At 64.5% G+C, this 18,322-nt stretch carries 17 protein-coding genes; 2 read left to right on the forward strand and 15 right to left on the reverse strand.

Annotation, left to right across the window (positions count from 1 at the left end; genetic code table 11):
• Positions 1-5: 5 nt before the first annotated feature.
• The gene (gene oxlT / locus VARPA_RS25885; protein WP_373423469.1) at positions 6-1,295 is read right to left on the reverse strand and encodes an oxalate/formate MFS antiporter; all 1,290 of its coding nucleotides are present in this window, start codon (positions 1,293-1,295) and stop codon (positions 6-8) included.
• Between the two features lie 717 nt (positions 1,296-2,012).
• Here oxlT and VARPA_RS31455 point away from each other — a divergent pair.
• Positions 2,013-2,186, forward strand: a complete 174-nt coding sequence (locus VARPA_RS31455) for a hypothetical protein (protein WP_013543550.1) — start codon at positions 2,013-2,015, stop codon at positions 2,184-2,186.
• Between the two features lie 54 nt (positions 2,187-2,240).
• On the opposite strand, the gene VARPA_RS25890 is transcribed toward VARPA_RS31455, so the two are convergent.
• The 11 genes from VARPA_RS25890 to oxc form a co-directional block, all read right to left on the reverse strand.
• Positions 2,241-3,188, reverse strand: coding sequence for a LysR family transcriptional regulator (locus tag VARPA_RS25890; protein WP_013543551.1), 948 nt, complete (start codon positions 3,186-3,188; stop codon positions 2,241-2,243).
• A 178-nt stretch (positions 3,189-3,366) separates the two neighbouring features.
• A complete protein-coding gene (pyk, locus tag VARPA_RS25895) occupies positions 3,367-4,788 on the reverse strand; it encodes a pyruvate kinase (RefSeq protein ID WP_013543552.1) in 1,422 nt (473 codons plus the stop codon).
• A gap of 172 nt (positions 4,789-4,960) precedes the next feature.
• Positions 4,961-5,974 (reverse strand): 2-dehydropantoate 2-reductase, encoded by a 1,014-nt coding sequence (locus tag VARPA_RS25900; RefSeq protein WP_013543554.1) that lies wholly within the window; start codon positions 5,972-5,974, stop codon positions 4,961-4,963.
• Positions 5,975-6,034: 60 nt separating this feature from the next.
• Positions 6,035-6,811, reverse strand: a complete 777-nt coding sequence (locus VARPA_RS25905; protein ID WP_013543555.1) for a fumarylacetoacetate hydrolase family protein — start codon at positions 6,809-6,811, stop codon at positions 6,035-6,037.
• Between the two features lie 61 nt (positions 6,812-6,872).
• Positions 6,873-7,772, reverse strand: coding sequence for a succinate--CoA ligase subunit alpha (gene sucD, locus VARPA_RS25910; RefSeq protein ID WP_013543556.1), 900 nt, complete (start codon positions 7,770-7,772; stop codon positions 6,873-6,875).
• A 1-nt stretch (position 7,773) separates the two neighbouring features.
• Positions 7,774-8,946 carry an ADP-forming succinate--CoA ligase subunit beta gene (gene sucC / locus VARPA_RS25915; protein ID WP_013543557.1) on the reverse strand — a complete coding sequence of 391 codons (1,173 nt, stop codon included), beginning with the start codon at positions 8,944-8,946 and terminating at the stop codon, positions 7,774-7,776.
• A gap of 14 nt (positions 8,947-8,960) precedes the next feature.
• Positions 8,961-9,293 (reverse strand): hypothetical protein, encoded by a 333-nt coding sequence (locus VARPA_RS25920; protein WP_013543558.1) that lies wholly within the window; start codon positions 9,291-9,293, stop codon positions 8,961-8,963.
• Between the two features lie 225 nt (positions 9,294-9,518).
• Positions 9,519-10,766, reverse strand: a complete 1,248-nt coding sequence (gene frc, locus VARPA_RS25925) for a formyl-CoA transferase (RefSeq protein WP_013543559.1) — start codon at positions 10,764-10,766, stop codon at positions 9,519-9,521.
• A 16-nt stretch (positions 10,767-10,782) separates the two neighbouring features.
• The gene (locus tag VARPA_RS25930) at positions 10,783-11,217 is read right to left on the reverse strand and encodes a PAS domain-containing protein (RefSeq protein WP_013543560.1); all 435 of its coding nucleotides are present in this window, start codon (positions 11,215-11,217) and stop codon (positions 10,783-10,785) included.
• 36 nt (positions 11,218-11,253) lie between these two features.
• Positions 11,254-12,510 carry a formyl-CoA transferase gene (gene frc, locus VARPA_RS25935; RefSeq protein WP_013543561.1) on the reverse strand — a complete coding sequence of 419 codons (1,257 nt, stop codon included), beginning with the start codon at positions 12,508-12,510 and terminating at the stop codon, positions 11,254-11,256.
• Between the two features lie 34 nt (positions 12,511-12,544).
• On the reverse strand, positions 12,545-14,368 hold the full coding sequence (oxc, locus tag VARPA_RS25940) for an oxalyl-CoA decarboxylase (protein WP_013543562.1): 1,824 nt from the start codon (positions 14,366-14,368) through the stop codon (positions 12,545-12,547).
• Between the two features lie 165 nt (positions 14,369-14,533).
• Here oxc and VARPA_RS25945 point away from each other — a divergent pair, with 165 nt between their 5' ends.
• Positions 14,534-15,142, forward strand: a complete 609-nt coding sequence (locus VARPA_RS25945; protein ID WP_013543563.1) for a Crp/Fnr family transcriptional regulator — start codon at positions 14,534-14,536, stop codon at positions 15,140-15,142.
• Positions 15,143-15,205: 63 nt separating this feature from the next.
• On the opposite strand, the gene VARPA_RS25950 is transcribed toward VARPA_RS25945, so the two are convergent.
• From VARPA_RS25950 to VARPA_RS25960, 3 genes are read right to left on the reverse strand one after another with little or no spacing between them, the layout of a single operon-like run.
• Positions 15,206-16,042 (reverse strand): cytidylate kinase family protein, encoded by an 837-nt coding sequence (locus VARPA_RS25950; protein ID WP_013543564.1) that lies wholly within the window; start codon positions 16,040-16,042, stop codon positions 15,206-15,208.
• A 25-nt stretch (positions 16,043-16,067) separates the two neighbouring features.
• Positions 16,068-17,600, reverse strand: a complete 1,533-nt coding sequence (locus tag VARPA_RS25955; protein ID WP_013543565.1) for a tripartite tricarboxylate transporter permease — start codon at positions 17,598-17,600, stop codon at positions 16,068-16,070.
• Positions 17,601-17,619: 19 nt separating this feature from the next.
• Entirely contained in the window at positions 17,620-18,141 is a 522-nt protein-coding gene (locus VARPA_RS25960; RefSeq protein ID WP_013543566.1) for a tripartite tricarboxylate transporter TctB family protein, read from the reverse strand.
• Positions 18,142-18,322: the final 181 nt, after the last annotated feature.

The following is an 18,322-nucleotide window of genomic DNA, read 5'->3' on the forward strand; positions in this document are numbered from 1 at the left end:
TGGAATCAGGACGCCTGGCGGCTGGCCTCGATGTGCTTGCGGCGCATCGGACGCAACACGAACCAGGCCATCAGCGCGGCCGCGGCATTCACTGCGCTCGCGACGATGAACACCGCATGCCAGCTGCCGGTGGATGCGGCGAGCACGCTGGAGAGCGGCACCAGCAGCGAGGCCGTGCCCTTCGCGGTGTAGAGCATGCCGGCGTTCGACGCGGCGTACTTGGAGCCGAAGGTGTCGGCGCAGGTCGATGGGAACAGGCTGTAGATCTCGCCCCAGGCGAAGAACACCATGCCGGTCAGCAGCACGAAGAGGATGGGGTTCTGTCCGTAGTGGTACAGCGCCAGGATGCCGACCGCTTCGAGCGCGAAGGCGACGAACATCGTCTGCTCGCGGCCGATCTTGTCGGAGACCCAGCCGAAGAAGGGCCGCGTCAGGCCGTTGAGCACGCGGTCGATGGCGAGCGCGAAGGTCAGCGCGGGCAGCACCAGGCCCATGATGTTGACCGGCACGTCCATGATCTTGAAGTCCTGCGCAATGGGCGCGAGCTGCGCGGTGGCCATGAGGCCGCCGGCCGCCACCATCACGAACATCGCGTACATCACCCAGAAGATGGGCGAACGCAGTACCTCCGACGGTGCGTAGTCGCGCTGCGACTGCTGCACGTTGCCGCGGCTCGACGCCGCCTTCACGTGATCGGGTGCACGGGTGAGCAACCAGGCCAGGGCGAAGACGATCACGCCCTGACCGATCCCAAAATAGAGAAACGCAGACTCGTAGCCGCTGGTCTTGATCATCACGGAGATCGGGATGATCGTGAGGGCCGAGCCGGCACCGAAGCCCGCGGCGGTCATGCCCGCTGCAAGCCCGCGACGATCGGGAAACCACTTGAGCGCATTGCCCACGCAGGTGCCGTACACCGCGCCCGCGCCGATACCGCCGACGGCCGCCGCAACGTAGAGCATCGGCAGCGACGCAGCGAACGAATTCATCACCCACCCAAGGCCGCAGAGCACGCCGCCCACGAGCACCACGGGGCGTGGGCCGAAGCGGTCGACCAGATAGCCCTCGATGGGCACGAGCCAGGTTTCGGTGAGCACGAAGATGGTGAAGGCCACCTGGATGGCGGCGCGGCTCCAGCCGTGCTTTTCAGCGATGGGGTTGACGAAGAGGGTCCAGCCGTACTGCAGGTTCGCGATCATCGCCATGCAGACGATGCCGATCAGCAACTGTCCCCATCGATACGCTTCGGACCGCTTGGCGGTGACGGCGTAGGTGGAATCCGAAGGTGGATACATCGCGGGGTTGGAACCCGCAATCGTGGTGGTTGGCCGAGTCATGGAGTTGTCCTTAATGTTTTGATGAGTCCGACGGTCTCGGGAAAGACGACGCAATCAGTCGAGTGAAAAACGGAAATGAATCACTTGTTTTTGCGCGTGGATGACTGTCGGACTGCACGACTCAAAAACTCTTGACCGCAGTCAAGTTCACACGAATCGCGAGTTGTTGAGACCCCCGAGATATCCCTAGCACTTGGCTTCGTTTTTGGAAGGGCTTGGTGATGCTGCGCTGTTGTTCTTGGCGCTGTTATTCAGGGCGGCGATCACGCCGACGGGGTACCTTGCTCCGCGAATGTCCCCCGGGGCTTCGCCCCTCCTCCTTGATTTCGCTGCGCAAGGCACCCCATCGGCGTGATCGTTTTCAGAGCGGTCGTTGATCAGCGATATGCCAGCAGCGTGCCCAAGTGCGCAGGGCATCGGGTGCTCCCCGCAGCGAAATAAAGGAGGAGCGAAGCGGGGGACATTCGCGGAGGGGAGTACCCGGTGGCCTGTGCACCCGCTCCGGACAAGGCCCGAACAAAGGCCTCAGTGCACGCTTGCACCCCACATCCATCGGGAGAAAAATTGACCTAGGTCAAGAAACGCGAAATCAGCGTTTGCGATCGTCTAGGGTAAACCCTAAAATTGCGGGTAATCCCTTCAGTCTTTTTGATTCAACTTCTTAGGAGCATTTCCATGAGCAACACCACCCTCGATTCCCGCGCGATCCGCACTGCCCCCCAATCGGCCACCAACGACGAAGCCCTCCGCGATCTGGTCGCCGCAATGCCCATCGTGATCATGTACAAGGCCGCTCGCGCCGCACTCGTGCAACACCGCAAGAGCATCCGCAGCGCACTGACCAACTGATCGATCGTGCCCCGCCCCAAAGACAAAGAGCGCTTCAAGCGCTCTTTTGTTTTTTCAGGCCTGCGGTTGTCGTGACTCCAGAGGTTTGAACGGCACGATCTGCGAGATCAGCGATGCGCCATCGCTCAGCAGAAAGTCCTTGAAGGCTTGCGCCACCGGCGGCAGGCGCTTGGTGCGGCGGTGCACCACGTACCAGTTGAGCATCAACGGAAAACCTTCCACGTCGAGCACGCACAAGCTGCCGGCCTTCAGCTCCTGGCTGATGGTGTGCGCAGAGACGAAGCTCACGCCCATGCCCGCGATCACCGCCTGCTTGATCGTCTCGGTGCTGCGGATTTCCATCGCGATGTTGATGTGCTCCAGCTCGCGCCCGAAGCCGTCTTCCATCGAGTGCCAGGTGTCCGATGCCTTCTCGCGCACGACGAACGGCTCGCGCATCAAACGCTTCAGTGGAATGCCCGGCACGCCGACCAGCGGATGCGTCGGCGGCGCAACGATCACGTAGGGGTGCGGGGCAAAGGCCTGGTTCGATGTGTCGAGGTCGGTGGGCGGCCGCACCATGATCGCGAGGTCGGTGAGGTTCTCCGCGATGTGGGTCAACAGGCCCTCGCGGTTGTGCACGGTGAAGTTCAGCGTCACGCCGCGATGGCGGCTTGCGAACTCGACCAACAGGCGCGGAAAGAAGTAGTCGCCCGCGCTGATGACGCCCACATTGAGCTTGCCGCCCGAGACGCCCTTGAACTGCATCATCGCGTTCTCGGCCGCCTCGAACTGCTGGATGATCGCGCGGCTGATCTGCAGCAGCTCGGCGCCCGCGGGCGTGAGGAAGATCTTCTTGCCGAACTGCTCGAACAGCACGTTGCCCGCATGCTCCTCGAGCTTGGCGACCTGCGTGGAGACGGCGGGTTGGGTGAGGTGAAGCTCCTCCGCCGCGCGCGAAAAACTCAAGAGCCGCGCGACGGCCTCGAAGACCTTCAACTGGCGCAGGGTTGCGTGCTTCATCAGGCAGGGTCAAAAGATCGTTCGGGCTGAGAACCCCGACCGTTCGGGCTGAGAACCCCGACCGTTCGGGTTGAGAACCCCGACCGTTCGGGTTGAGCTTGTCGAAACCTCGCGCGGCGCTTCGACAAGCTCAGCGTGAACGGTGGGTGGGGGCAATGTTCTTCCCAGGCGATCGGCATCAGTTCGGTATCCGCGCAACGTGCAACAGGTTCGTCGTGCCAGACAAGCCGAACGGCAGCCCCGCCACCACCACCACATCGTCGCCCGCTTTCGCGAAGCCTTCGGCCTGCGCGGTGCGGCAGGCGCAGTCGATCATCTCGGCCACGTCGTGCACATCGTCAACCAGCGCCGCGTGCACACCCCACACCATCGCCATGCGGCGCGCGGCCGCGACGTCGGGCGTCAAGCTCAGGATCGGCACCGCGGGCCGCTCGCGCGCGGCGCGCAGGCTCGTGAAACCCGAGGAGGTGTAGGTGACGGTGGCCGCCGGCGTGAGCAGCGCGGCCACCTGCCGCATCGAGGCGCACACGGCATCGGCCGTGGTCGAGAGCGCCGCATCGTGCGTCGCATCGATGCCGGTGCGGTACGACGGGTCGGCCTCCACGCGCGCGACGATGCGGTCCATCATGCCGACCGCTTCGAGCGGGTACTTGCCCGAGGCCGATTCGGCCGAGAGCATCACGGCATCGACGCCGTCGTAGATGGCGGTTGCCACGTCGGACACTTCGGCGCGCGTGGGCACGGGCGCCGCGATCATCGATTCGAGCATCTGCGTGGCCACCACCACCGGCTTGCCGTGCTGGCGGCAGGCGCGCACGATGCGGCGCTGCAATTCGGGCACCTGCTCGGGCGGCAATTCCACGCCGAGATCACCGCGCGCGACCATGACGCCGTCGGCCAGCGCGACGATGCCGTCCAGGTGCTCGATGGCCGCGGGCTTCTCCAGCTTGGCCATGATCCATGCGCGCTTGCCGATGATCTCGCGCGCCTCGGTGATGTCTTCGGGTCTTTGCACGAACGAGAGCGCGACCCAGTCGACGCCCATCGAGAGGCCGAAGTCCAGATCGTCGCGGTCCTTCGGTGTGAGCGGCGAGATCGGCAACAGCACGCTCGGCACGTTGACGCCTTTCCGGTCCGAGATCGGTCCGCCGACGATGACGGTCGTCTCCGCGAAATCGGCGCCATGGCTCTCCACGCGCAGGCGCAACTTGCCGTCGTCCAGCAAGAGGTCGGTGCCGGCCTGCAGCGCCGCGAAGATCTCGGGGTGCGGCAGCGGCGCACGGCGGTAGTCACCATTCGTCTTCGTGTCCATGTCGAGACGAAAGCGCCGCCCTGCTTCGAGCTGCGCGCGCCCGCCTTCGAAGGTGCCCAGCCGGAGCTTCGGGCCTTGCAGGTCGAGCAGCACGCCGATGGGCCGGCCGAACTCTTTCTCGAGCCGGCGGATCGCCTCCAGCCGGCGCGCATGGTCGTGCTGCGAGCCGTGGCTGAAGTTCAGCCGGAACACATCCACGCCACGCTCGAACAGCGCGCGAATGGCTTGCTCGTCGGGTGTGGCCGGGCCGAGCGTGGCGACGATCTTTGCGCTGCGTGTGCGTCTCATGGGATGGCCTCTGTTTTCGGATAGTCGCTCGCGTTGCGGCTGTTGCTCCCTCTCCCCTTGGGGAGAGGGCTGGGGTGAGGGCCGACGGCGATGGCGGAAGCGGCGCGCGTGTGAAGGCCCATGCCCTCACCCCCACCCTCTCCCCAAGGGGAGAGGGAGAAAGACATGGTGCTCATGCCGCGACCTCATGGAGCTTGACGCGCCCCCGCTGCTCTTCCATGGTCCGCGCCAGCAGTTTCACCAGCGTGTACACGGTGTCGATGTGCGGCGTCGATGTGTCGGTGAGCCGCGCCAGTTCGACCACCGCGCCCACGAGTGCATCGATCTCCGGCGCGCGGCCGGCTTCGACGTCCTGCAGCATCGAGGTCTTGTGCTTGCCGACCTTCTCTGCGCCGGCGATGCGCTTTTCCAGCGTCACGCGGAACTCGATGCCCAGCTTGTGCGCGACGGCCTGGGCCTCGCGCATCATCGCGGCCGCGAGATCGCGCGACGGCGGGTACTGGCAGATGTCCACCAGCGTCGAATGCGAGAGGCTGCTGATCGGGTTGAAGGTGAGGTTGCCCCAGAGCTTGAGCCAGATCTCCGCGCGGATGTTGTCCAGCACCGGTGCCTTGAAGCCCGCGCCGGTGAAGCATGCCGAGACGCGGTTCACGCGCTCGCTCGACGAGCCATCGAGCTCGCCGACCGGGAAGCGATCGCCTTCGATGTGCTTCACCACGCCCGGCGCGATGAGCTCGGACGCGGGATACACCACGCAGCCGATCACCCGCTCCGCCGGCAACTTCGCGCTCACCAGCCCCGTGGGGTCGACGCTGCGCACCGGCGTGCCCGCGAGCGCGCCGCCGTGGTTGTGGAAGTACCAGTACGGAATGCCGTTCTGCATCGTCACGACCATGGTCTCGGGGCCGAAGAGCTTGGGCACGTCGTTGGCCACGGCCTCGACCTGGTGCGCCTTCATCGCGAGGATGACGATGTCCTGCGGGCCGGCCTCGTCGTAGCTGTCGGTGGCCTTCACGTTGCGCGCGACCTGCTCCTCGCCCTCGGCCGAGACCAGCTTGAAGCCGTTCGCCTTGATGGCCGCGAGGTTCGCGCCGCGCACGATGAACGTCACGTCTTCCCCGGCCAGCGCGAGTTTCGCGCCGACCAGGCCGCCGATGGCGCCTGCGCCGATGACTGCAATCTTCATGTCGATCCCCAGTAGTTTTGAATGCGTTGTGCGAGGCCGGCAAGGCTGCTTTTTGTCGTCTCAACCGAAGCGGTTGGAGAGCTTGCCGATGCCTTCGATGCCGATCTCGACCTGGCTGCCCGGCTTCATCGAGCCGACGCCCACCGAGGTGCCGCACAGGATCACGTCGCCGGGATTCAGCGTCATGTCCTGCGAGATCAGGCTGACCAGCCGCTGCACGGAAAAGCGCATGTCGCTGATCGGGTAGTTCTGGCGCTCCTCACCGTTGAGCACGGTGGTCACGACGAGCGTTGCGGGGTCCAGACCGGTGGCGACCACCGGCCCCATGGGGCAGAAGGTGTCGAAGCCCTTGGCGCGCACCCACTGGGCGAAAGATGCGTCGCGGTTCAGGATGTCGGCCACGGTTACGTCGTTGGCGCAGGTGTAGCCGAACACGTGGTCGAGCGCATCGGCCTCGCTGACGGCGGTGGCGGTCTTGCCGATGACGATGCCCAGCTCGCCCTCGAACACCACCTTGCCCTCGCACAGGGGCTTCTTGATCGCATCGCCGTGCGCCGCAAAAGAGTTGGGGGCCTTCAGCAGATACAGCGGCTCCGCGGGCACCGGCAGGCTGAGCTTCGCGCCCAGCGCATGGAAGTTGTTCCACAGCGCGATCACCTTCGTGGGCTCGCTGGGCGTGAGCAGCTTCAGGCCCGCGAGCACGAACACGCGGCCCGTGGGTTCGGAGCGGCCGTACATGTCGCCCTGGTGCTCGTGCACCGCATCGCCCTCGACGGTGCCGAACGTGGCCTTGCCGGCGTCTTCGAAACGGACCCACTGCTGCTTCTGCTGTTTCATTTGTTGTGTGCTTTCTTGAAATCTGCGAGGCCGTTCAACCAGTGATCGATGGATCGATCGATCAGTCGAACGGGAGGTAGTCAGGGATGACGAGCGATGCCAGCAGCTTCCCCATCTCCGCCGGATTGCTCGTCACATGGATGCCGCATTCCTTCATCACCGCGAGCTTTTCCTGCGCGGTGCCGCGCCCGCCCGAGACGATGGCGCCCGCGTGGCCCATGCGTTTGCCGGGCGGCGCGGTGGCGCCGGCGATGAAGCCGACCACGGGCTTGCGCATGTGGTCCTTGATCCAGCGCGCGCAGATCTCTTCTTCGTTGCCGCCGATCTCGCCGACCATGATCACGGCGTCGGTGCGCGGGTCGTCGTTGAACATCTTGAGCACGTCGATGTGCTTGAGTCCGCCGACCGGGTCGCCGCCGATGCCCACCACCGTCGATTGCCCGATGCCGAAGCGCGCCAACTGGCTCGCCGCTTCATACGTCAGCGTCCCCGAGCGCGACACCACGCCGATGCGCCCGCGCTGGTGGATGTGCCCCGGCATGATCCCGATCTTGATTTCGTCGGGTGTGATGAGCCCCGGGCAGTTCGGCCCGAGCAGCAGCGTCCTGCTGCCCTCCATGCGGTGGCGCGTGCGGATCATGTCGCGCACCGGAATGCCTTCGGTGATGCAGATGACGAGGTCGAGCTCGGCATCGACCGCCTCGTCGATCGCGGCCGCGGCGAACGGCGGCGGCACGTAGATCACCGAGACGGTGGCGCCGGTCTCGGCCTTCGCGTCCTTCACCGTGCCGAAGACCGGAATGCCGTCGAAGGACTTGCCCGCCTTGTTCGGGTTCACGCCCGCGACAAAGCACTTCTGGCCGTTGCCGTAGTCGCGGCACATCGCCGTGTGGAACTGGCCGGTCTTGCCGGTGATGCCCTGCGTGATGACGCGGGTGTGCTTGTTGATGAGGATCGACATCTCAGTGGCTCCTCCGCCGCGCCGCGGCCACGGCCTCTCGGGCCGCATCCGCCATGTCGTCGGCCGTGATGATCGGCAGGCCCGATTGGGCGAGGATCGTGCGGCCCAGGCTCTCGTTGGTGCCCTTCATGCGCACCACGAGCGGCACCGAGAGTTCGACCTCGCGCGCCGCCGCGATCACGCCCCGCGCGATCACGTCGCACTTCATGATCCCGCCGAAGATGTTGACCAGAATCGCGCGCAGGTTCGGGTTGCGCAGCATCAGCTTGAAGGCCTGCGTCACTTTCTCGGCCGTCGCGCCGCCGCCCACGTCGAGAAAGTTGGCGGGCGAGCCGCCGTAGAGCTTGATCACGTCCATCGTCGCCATCGCCAGGCCCGCGCCGTTGACGAGGCAGCCGATGTCGCCATCGAGCGCGATGTACGAGAGATCGAAGCGCGAGGCCTCGAGCTCGGCCGGGTCTTCTTCATCGAAGTCGCGCATCGCCACGATCTCGGGTTGGCGAAAGAGTGCGTTCGAATCGAAGTTGAACTTGGCATCGAGCGCGATCACGCGGCCGTCGCGCGTCACGACCAGCGGGTTGATCTCGGCGAGCGACGCATCGCTCGCATCGAACGCCTGATACAGGTTTTGCATCAGCGTGCGCGCCTGCATCACCGACTTGCCCGAGAGGCCGATGCTGCGCGCCACGATGTCGGCCTCGCTGCCCTTCAGGCCCGTGGCCGGATCGATGAGCACCTTGTGGATCTTGCCGGGCGTGCGCGCTGCCACCTCCTCGATGTCCATGCCGCCTTCGCTCGACGCCATCAGCGCCACGCGGCCCGATTCGCGATCGACCACCAGGGCGAGGTACATCTCCTTGTCGATCTCGATGCCTTCTTCCACCAGGAGACGCTTCACCACGCGGCCTTCGGGGCCGGTCTGGTGGGTCTTGAGCGTCATGCCGAGCATCTGGCTCGCGTGCCGGCGCACTTCGTCGACCGACCACGCGAGCTTCACGCCGCCGCCCTTGCCGCGGCCACCCGCGTGGATCTGCGCCTTCACCACCCAGGCGCGGCCGCCCAGGCGGGTGGCGGCGTCGGCGGCTTCGTCGGCCGAGGCGCAGGCGAATCCGCGGGGCGTAGTGACGCCGTATTTGCGCAATACGTCCTTGCCCTGGTATTCGTGGATATTCATGGCAATTGATGGCTTCAGGCGCCCAATTCCGCGCCGCGGCTTTCGGCCCAATTGAAATAGCGGCGGCGTCCGAGGCCTTCGCTCAATTCGCGCTGCTGGTGCACTTCCTTCTTTTGCTCGATCACCTCGGCCAATGACTTGGCGTCGTAGGCGCGCAGCAGATGCGGCTGGTGCGTGGCGAGGTAATGGCAAATACGCTCGGTGCCGTCCTGGCTCTGGCGCAGCAATTGGCAATAGGTTTCGCGGTCCCAGTGCCAGCGCAGACCCAATTCGTAGAACGCCGCGTTGTAGGCGTTGCGCTCCGTCTCGGAGCTCCAGTATTGAATTGGCAAATCGTCGATCATCATGAAATTTCTCCTAGAAATTGAATGCCGGGCGACAAATGGCTTGTGGGCTGGCATGGTCAAAATGTAGATTCGATGATCGATAAATAATAGTTAAACTATTTTATTGAATGCATTTGCCATGAGTTATATGTGAATTGGCAAAAAGGAACGTGTTTATCCATTGCAAATGGCTTTCGCCATTTGCAAAAAACGCTTTATTTATCGATCGGCCGGCGTGCCGTTAATTCAAATCACGCGCTCGGTGCGCAGCATGGCAATTTCGTCCACGCCATAGCCCAATTGCCGGAGCACGTCCTCGGTGTGCTCGCCCAGCAAGGGCGCCCGTGTCACCTCGGTCCGGCTGTCGGACATCTTGATGGGGTTGCCCACGGTCAGGTACTTGCCGCGCGTCGGGTGGTCCACCTCGACGATGGTCCCGGTCTCGCGCAGCGATTCGTCGGCGGCGATTTCCTTCATCGAAAGAATCGGGCCGCAGGGAATGTCGAACTCGTTGAGGATGTCCATGGCCTCGAACTTGGTCTTGGTCATGGTCCATTGCTCGATGCGCGCGAAGATGGGCTTCAGGTGCAAGAGGCGCGCGGCCGGCGTGGCGTAGGCCTCGTCGGTGATCCAGCTCTCCTCGCCGATCACCTTGCACACCGCGGGCCACACCGCGCCCTGCGTGATGAAGTAGATGTACGCATTCGGGTCGGTCTCCCAGCCCTTGCACTTCAGGATGGAGCCCGGCTGCCCGCCGCCCGACGCATTGCCCGCGCGCGGCACCGCGTCGCCGAACTTGCCGTCGGGGTACTGCGGGTACTCGTGCATGGTGCCGGTGCGCTCCAGGCGCTGCTGGTCGCGCATCTTCACGCGGCAGAGGTTGAGCACGGCGTCCTGCATCGGCGCGAGCACCTGCTGGCCGCGCCCGGTGTTGTTGCGCTGGTAGAGCGCGGCGACGATGCCCAGCGCCAGGTGCAGCCCGGTGCCGCTGTCGCCGATCTGCGCGCCGGTGACGACGGGCGGGCCGTCTTCGAAGCCGGTGGTCGATGCGGCGCCGCCGGCGCATTGCGCGACGTTCTCGTAGACCTTGCAGTGCTCGTACTTGCCCGGGCCGAAGCCCTTGACCGACGCGACGATCATCCGCGGGTTGAGCTTCTGGATGTGCGCCCAGGTGATGCCCATGCGGTCGAGCGCGCCGGGCGCGAAGTTCTCCACCAGCACGTCGCAGGTCTTGATCAGCGTGTCCAGGACCTGCTTGCCCTTGGGGTTCTTGGTGTCCAGCGTGATCGAGCGCTTGTTGTGGTTCAGCATCGTGAAGTAGAGGCTGTCCACACCGGGAATGTCGCGCAGCTGGGCGCGCGTCGCGTCGCCTTCGCCGGCGCGCTCGACCTTGATCACGTCGGCGCCGAACCAGGCCAGAAGCTGGGTGCAGGTGGGGCCCGACTGCACATGCGTGAAGTCGAGGATGCGAACGCCTTCGAGTGCCTTGCTCATCGTGTTGTCTCCTGTCTTATTTGTTCGTCGCGGCTTCGACTTCTACCAGACGGGCGCGCAATTTGCGCTCCTCGGCGAAGCGGGCGGTTTCGTCGCGCACGATGGCGACGATGCCCGAAACCTTTTGATCGGGGGCGAACAGCATGGAGACCGTGAAGGCGATGGAAAGGGTGTGGCCGTCCTTGTGAAGGGCGGGCACGCGCAGCACGTCGGCACCGTATTTGGTGACCGCCGTTTCCATCGTCTTGTTGTAGCCATCCCAATGCCTCTGGCGTTGTCGCATGGGGATGATGATGTCCAGCGACTGCCCGAGCGCTTCGGCTTCGGTAAAGCCGAAGATGCGCTCGGCAGCCTTGTTCCACAGCGTGATCGCACCCTTGGCATCGCAGACCATGATCGCGTCGCCGGCCCCGGCGACAAGTTGCTCGAAATCGATGGTCGATGAGGTCAAGGTGCGCTCCCGCTTCTTTCTCTTTTCGCTACGGCCTCAGACGGCCTTGGCTTCGCGAAGGTTGTCGATCTGGGCCTTGGAGTAGCCCAGCTCGGCCAGCACTTCTTCGGTGTGCTCGCCCAGCAGCGGCGAACCGGTGATCTCGGGCTTGAGGTCCGAGAACTTGATCGGGCTGCCCACGGTGAAGTAGCTGCCGCGCTCCTTGTGCGGCACTTCCACGATCGAGCCGCTGGCGCGCAGCGATTCGTCGTTCAAGAGTTCCTTCATCGTCAGCACCGGCGCGCACGGAATGTCGAACTTGCGCAGGATGTCGACCGCCTCGAACTTGGTCTTCTCGGCCAGCCAGGCTTCGATGGTCGCGAAGATGTCGGTGATGTGCGGCTGGCGCGCCTTGGCGGTCATGTAGTCGGGGTCGGTCTTCCATTCGGGCTTGCCGATGGCGTCGCAGATCGGCGCCCAGGCGTGGCCCTGCACGGTGAAGTAGATGTAGGCGTTCGGGTCGGTCTCCCAGCCCTTGCACTTGAGCACCCAGCCCGGCTGGCCGCCGCCGCCGGCATTGCCGCCGCGCGGCACCACGTCGCTGAACGTGCCGTGCGGGTACTGCGGATATTCCTCGAGGTAGCCGAGGCGATCGAGGCGCTGCTGGTCGCGCATCTTCACGCGGCAGAGGTTGAGCACCGCGTCCTGCATCGAGCAGGCCACGCGCTGGCCCTTGCCGGTCTGCTCGCGGCCGATGATGGCCGTGAGGATGCCGATGGCCAGGTGCATGCCGGTGTTGCTGTCGCCGAGCGCCGCGGCGCTCACGGTGGGCGGGCCGTCCCAGAAGCCGGTGGTCGATGCGGCGCCGCCGGCGCACTGCGCGACGTTCTCATACACCTTCAGGTCTTCGTAGTGATGGCCGTCGCTGAAGCCCTTGACCGAGGCGACGATCATCTTCGGGTTCAGTTCCTGGATGCGTTCCCAGGTGAAGCCCATGCGGTCGAGCGCGCCGGGGCCGAAGTTCTCGACCAGCACATCCGATTCCTTGATGAGCTTCTCGAGCACCAGCTTGCCTTCGGGCTGCTTGGTGTCCAGCGTGAGCGAGCGCTTGTTGCTGTTGAGCATGGTGAAGTAGAGCGCGTCCACATCGGGAATGTCGCGCAGCTGCGAGCGTGTGACGTCGCCGGCGCCGGGGCGCTCGACCTTGATGACGTCGGCGCCGAACCAGGCCAGCATCTGCGTGCAGGCGGGACCGGCTTGCACGTGCGTGAAGTCGATGATCTTGATGCCGTTGAGGGGTTTGTTGTCGCTCATGTGAAATCTCCTGGATGCTGAATACGGGATGGGATTACTTCTTCTTCGCCGTGGCGGGATTCAGGCTCGTGATGCGCCCGCTCTCCGTGCCCGCGGTTTCGTCGATGACGGCGTTGATCAGCGTCGGGCGGCGCGAAGCAACAGCCTCGGTCAGGGCCTTCTGCAGTTCGTCGGCGGTGGTGGCATTGACGCCCACGCCGCCGAAGGCTTCCATCAGCTTGTCGTAGCGCGCGTTCTTCACGAACACGGTGGGCGCCACGTCGGCGGTGCCGCTCGAATTCACGTCGGTGCCGCGGTACACGCCGTTGTTGTTGAAGACGATGATGCAGATCGGCAGGTTGTAGCGGCAGATGGTCTCCACCTCCATGCCGCTGAAGCCGAAGGCGCTGTCGCCCTCGATGGCGATGACCGGCTTGTCGGTGACCACGGCCGCGGCAACGGCAAAGCCCATGCCGATGCCCATGATTCCCCAGGTGCCCACGTCCAGGCGCTTGCGCGGCTCGTACATGTCCACGATGCTCCGCGCGAAGTCCAGCGTGTTGGCGCCTTCGTTCACCACGATGGCGTCCGGCCGTGCCTTCACCTGGTCGCGGATCACGCTGAGCGCGCTGTGGAAGTTCATCGGCGACGGGCGCGCGGCGAGCGTCACGGCCATCTTCGAGAGGTTCTTGTCCTTGCGCTCGGCGATGGCGCCGGTCCACTCGGTCGGCGGCTTGGCCCACTTGGCGTCGATGCCGCCCAACAGCGCCGCAACGCAGGAGCCGATGTCGCCGATCACCGGCGCGGCGATGGCCACGTTGCTGTCGATCTCGGTCGGTGCGATGTCGATCTGGATGAACTGCTTGGCGCCCTTGTCCTCGGCCCAGGTCTTGCCCTTGCCGTGCGAGAGCAGCCAATTGAGGCGCGCGCCGATGAGGAGCACCACGTCGGCTTCCTGCAGCACATAGGAGCGTGCGGCGGCAGCCGATTGCACGTGCGTGTCGGGCAGCAGGCCCTTGGCCATCGACATCGGCAGGTAGGGAATACCCGTCTTCTCGACCAGTGCGCGGATGTCGGCATCGGCCTGCGCATACGCAGCGCCCTTGCCCAGCAGGATGAGCGGCTTCTTCGCGCCCTTGAGCAGGTCGAGTGCGCGCTTCACCGCATCGGGTGCGGGAATCTGGCGCGGTGCCGGATCGACCACCTTGATGAGCGATGCCTTGCCCTTGGCCGCATCCATGGTCTGCGCGAAAAGCTTGGCCGGCAGGTCGAGGTACACGCCACCCGGGCGACCCGACAGTGCCGAGCGGATGGCGCGAGCGATGCCCACGCCGATGTCTTCGGCGTGCAGCACGCGGAAGGCGGCCTTGCAGAGAGGCTTGGCGATGGCCAGCTGGTCCATCTCTTCGTAGTCGCCCTGCTGCAAGTCGACGATTTCGCGTTCGCTCGATCCGCTGATGAGGATCATCGGGAAGCAGTTGGTGGTCGCGTTGGCCAGCGCCGTGAGGCCGTTCAGGAAGCCGGGGGCGGACACCGTGAGGCAGATGCCGGGCTTTTGCGTCAAGAAGCCTGCGGCTGCTGCGGCATTGCCGGCGTGTTGTTCGTGGCGGAATGAAATGACCCGCATGCCCTCGGCCTGCGCCATGCGCGTGAGGTCGGTGATCGGGATGCCGGGGAGGCCGAAGATGGTGTCGATGTCGTTCAGCTTCAGCGCATCGATGACCAGGTGGAAGCCGTCGGTCGTTTCGGCCTCCGGTGCGTCGTCCGCCACCGGTTTGAGGGCTCGCACGACCGCATCGCCGTCAACGGCCCGGCTCGTGGGCTTGAGGGCGTCGTCCAGGGTCGTGGATGCCTCTTTGTCCGTTCTTACTGAAGACATGTCTCTCCTTCTGCTTTGGTGAATGGCCGAGGCCCGAGCCGGGACTATGATTCGGGGGCATGCTTTCGAACGTTGACCTCGGTCAACTTTCCGGAAAACGGCACCGGCCTGAACCAGAAGTTGGAACCAGAAGTTGTTGTTGCGAATTCGAGCAAGACGGGACCCATGACGTTGTTGGAAAACCACCCGGAAAAAAACATCATTCGCGCGCAGCTCCGGCAGAACGTCCTGCTCAAGGACCTGAGCGAGAGCGACCGCGCAGAACTCGAAGCCCACCTCGTGATCGTGGACGGCAACAAGGGCGATTTCCTGTTGCACCAGGGGGTGCGCGAGATGGAGCAGTACTTCATCCTCGACGGCATCCTGAAGCGGGTCGTGAGCAACCCCGAAGGCAAGGAAATGATCCTTCGCTTCGCCGACGAACACGACATGGAAACGAGCTATGCGGCACTGCGGCTGGGCACGCCGACGCCCTACGGCATCGTGTGCGTCACCAAGGCCCGCGTGGCGAGCCTGCCGCTGAAGGAATGGATCACCTTCTTGAACCGGCACCCCGAGACGAAGGAGCTGTTCGAGTACCTGGTGATGAAGGGGATGAGCGAGATCATGGCGCACACGATCACGCTGCACTTGCTCGATGCGCCGGGGCGCGTGCACCGGTTCATGCGCAAGCACCCGGAGCTGGAAGACCGGATTCCTAGCAAGGAGCTGGCTTCTTATCTGAATCTCTCCGCGGAAACCCTTAGTCGGCTTCGCAAGCGCGGGAAGATTTAGGCGCTGCCTGGGGATTTACTCCCTCTCCCGCTTGCGGGAGAGGGAGCAAGACAAAGCGCCGACTCAGGTCTGCTTGGCCGATGCGAAACGGCGTGACGTCGCCATCAACCGCAGTTGGTTGTGCACACCGGTCACGCCGGGCACGGCGGCCGCCACCGCTTCGGTTTGCGCCCGCTCTTCGGAGTTCAAGACGATCCCGCGCAGGATCACCTCCCCCTGGTTCGCATCGACCGTCACGCGGATGTCGCTCGTCTCCGCCTGCTCCTTCAACGCCGCTTTCACGCGCGCCTGCAGCGCCATGTTTTTCAGCAACGCGCGCGACTCGGGCGTCTCCGCGAACTCGGGCCGTGCGACCAACTGGCGGATCTGCTCGACGCAGCTGTCGACGGTCACGCGATCGGTGTTGAGCACCAGGTCGTAGAGCACCGGGTCGCCCCATGTCACGCCGAACTGCGCATGCATGCGCGCCGCGTGCGCCTGGTCGCTGCGGCGGATCTCGGCTTCGGCGAATGCGGCGTCGTCGGTCTCGAGGTCGCCCATCAGCCACTCGACGCGCTTCTCCATGGAGCGCGTGATGCGCACGCACACCACGTGCGGCACGGGCCGCAAGAGGCAGGTGGCGCCCCAGCCGCGCAGCACGACGTTGCCACGGTCGGCCAGCGCGAAGAGCTCGTCGGCGGTGTAGAGCGCAACGCTGCGCTGGTCGGTCTTCAGGCGCTCGAAGAGCCCTGCCTTGCCGCCGCGCAGTCGGCCGATCAGGCTCTTGGAGACCTGCATCTTCTCGGCCACGTGGTCGATGACCTCGTGGCGCATCACGGCGAGCGAGAGCGTTTCCGCGAGCTTGACCGAAACGTCCTTGGCGAGGGAACCCATCTCCTGGGTCAGTGCGATGACTGGCATGTGTGTGCTCCTTGTGCTTTCTCGTTCAATCCACCGGACGCTCGACGGCGAACTCGTCGGGCTTCTTCGGCGGCTTGATGAGGGCGATGCCCTTGGAGATCAGCGGCCAGAACAACAGCACCAAAGCCAGCGTCGTGATGCCGCCCACCAGCGGGTTGGAGAACATGATCATCACGTCGCCTTGCGAGACCAGCATGGCCTGCCGGAACGAGTCTTCGGCCTTGTCCCCGAGCACCAGTGCAAGCACCAGCGGCGCGAGCGGGAAGTCGAGCTTCTTGAACAGATAGCCGATGACGCCGAAACCGAGCATGAACCAGATGTCGAGCATCGCGTTGTGCACGGTGTAGGCACCGATCGCGCAGATCACGATGATCACCGGCGCGATGATCGAGAACGGAATGCGCAGGATCGAGGCGAACAGCGGCACCGTGCTCAGCACCACGATCAGGCCCACGATGTTGCCCAGGTACATGCTGGCGATGAGGCCCCAGACGAAGTCCTTCTGCTCGACGAAGAGCAGCGGTCCGGGCTGCAGGCCCCAGATCAGCAGGCCGCCCAGCAGCACGGCGGCGGTCGGTGAACCGGGGATGCCCAGCGCCAGCATCGGCAGCAGCGCGCTGGTGCCTGCCGCGTGCGCCGCGGTCTCGGGGGCGACGACGCCTTCCATCTGGCCGGTGCCGAACTTGGAGCCCTTCTTCGACATCTTCTTGGCGAGGCCGTAGGCCATGAACGAAGCCGGTGTGGCGCCGCCGGGCGTGATGCCCATCCAGATGCCGATGAGCGAGCTGCGCAGCGACGTGACCCAGTACTGCGGCAGTTGCTTCCAGGTCTGCAGCACGACCTTGGGGTCGATCTTCGCGCTCTTGCCGGAGAACTTCAGGCCCTCTTCCATCGACAGCAAAATCTCGCCGATGCCGAAGAGGCCGATCACCGCGATCAGGAAGTCGAAGCCGCGCATCAGCTCGGGCTGGCCGAAGGTCAGGCGCAGTTGGCCGGTGACCGTGTCCATGCCGACCGAGGCGAGCGCGAAGCCGAGCGCCATCGACGCGAGGATCTTGAACGGCGACCCTTTCCCCATGCCGACGAAGCTGCAGAAGGTCAGCAAGTACACCGCAAAGAATTCGGGCGACCCGAACTTGAGCGCGAACTTCGCGACCAGCGGCGCGAGGAAGGTGATCATCACCACCGCGATGAAGGCACCCACGAACGACGACGTGAAAGCCGTGGTGAGCGCGGCACCCGCGTTGCCCTGCTGTGCCATCGGATAGCCATCGAAGGTGGTGGCAACCGACCAGGGCTCGCCGGGGATGTTGAACAAAATCGAGGTGATGGCCCCGCCGAACAACGCACCCCAGTAGATGCACGACAACATGATGATGGCCGAGGTCGGCGACATCGTGAACGTGAGGGGCAACAGAATCGCCACCCCGTTGGCGCCGCCCAGCCCCGGCAGCACGCCGATGAGCACGCCAAGAATGATCCCCACGAACATCAGTGCGATGTTCATCGGGGTCAGGATCACTGCAAAGCCCTGCATCAGGGCGCTGATTTCGTCCATTTCGCTGTGCTCCGTGAGTTCAGTAGCCGAGGAACCGGAGGGGGTCGAGTGCGCCCTTGAACAGGGGCACCTTGAACCACACCTCGAACATGCAGAAGAAGACCGTGTTGACCGCGAGGGCCGCGATCACGCTCTTCACCCACGAGTACTTGCCCAGCACGATCATGAAGAGCGCGATGTAGATCGCCGATGCGACATACAGCCCCACGAAGGTGATGCACAGCACGTACACGCTGGCCGGCACCAGCACCGAGAGCACGCGCTTGAGCTGCACCGAATCCACGAACACCTCGGTGTTGCGGTTCTTGCCGAGCAGTGCCTGGTACAGGATGCCCGCGCCCGAGATCGTGATGATCACGCCGATGAAGAACGGGAAGTAACCCGACCCCGGCCCATCGGTCGTCCAGCCCGCGCCGAGCTTGCGGGCCTCGAACACCACCACCAGCCCGATGATGAGCAGCAGCGCCGCGACCACCGCCTCGACCACGTAGGTGGCGACGCCCGAACGCGGCGCCCCATCGGAAATTTCTTCGTGCTCCATGGAGCCCCCATCGTTTGTGTGTGAGAGAAAGAAAGCGCCATCGCGCCAGTCAACCAAAAAACCGTTCGCTGATCGGCAGCCAACCGTTCGCTCCGATCAACAGCCAACCGTTCGCCCCGATCAACAACCAACCCTTCGCGCTGATCAACAACCAACCCTTCGCGCTGATCAACAACCAACC

Source organism: Variovorax paradoxus EPS, assembly GCF_000184745.1.
GTDB lineage: Bacteria > Pseudomonadota > Gammaproteobacteria > Burkholderiales > Burkholderiaceae_C > Variovorax > Variovorax paradoxus_C.